This is a genomic window from Bradyrhizobium sp. LeoA1Lang (assembly GCF_055413685.1).
On the sequence record NZ_JBVAPG010000590.1, the window covers coordinates 1 to 259 of the forward strand.

Here is a 259-nt window from a genome sequence, read left to right on the forward strand (position 1 = left end):
CAGATGCCGACACAACCAGTGACAGCAATTTCGATCGCCACGCGCTGGCGTCCATTCTGGCGCTCGCCACGATGGATGGTGGTCTTCTTTCCGAGAAGGTCGGTCTGTCAAGCCATGAGCTGGCGGCGTTGCTGGAGCAGTACTTCCCGTCGGTTCGGATGAACGCCGAGGAGTTGCTCTTGCGTTTCAAGCGCAATGAGAGCGATGAGGGCGCAATGTTGCGTGATCTCCTGCTCGCGCAACGCTCGACCGAAGGGGA

At 59.5% G+C, this 259-nt stretch carries 1 protein-coding gene; it reads left to right on the forward strand.

The genetic code is table 11. The annotated features are described in order from the left end of the window. Window positions 1-259 (forward strand): nitrogen fixation protein NifQ (locus ACZYOF_RS44615; protein WP_463719703.1); only part of this gene is annotated, 259 nt, incomplete at both ends.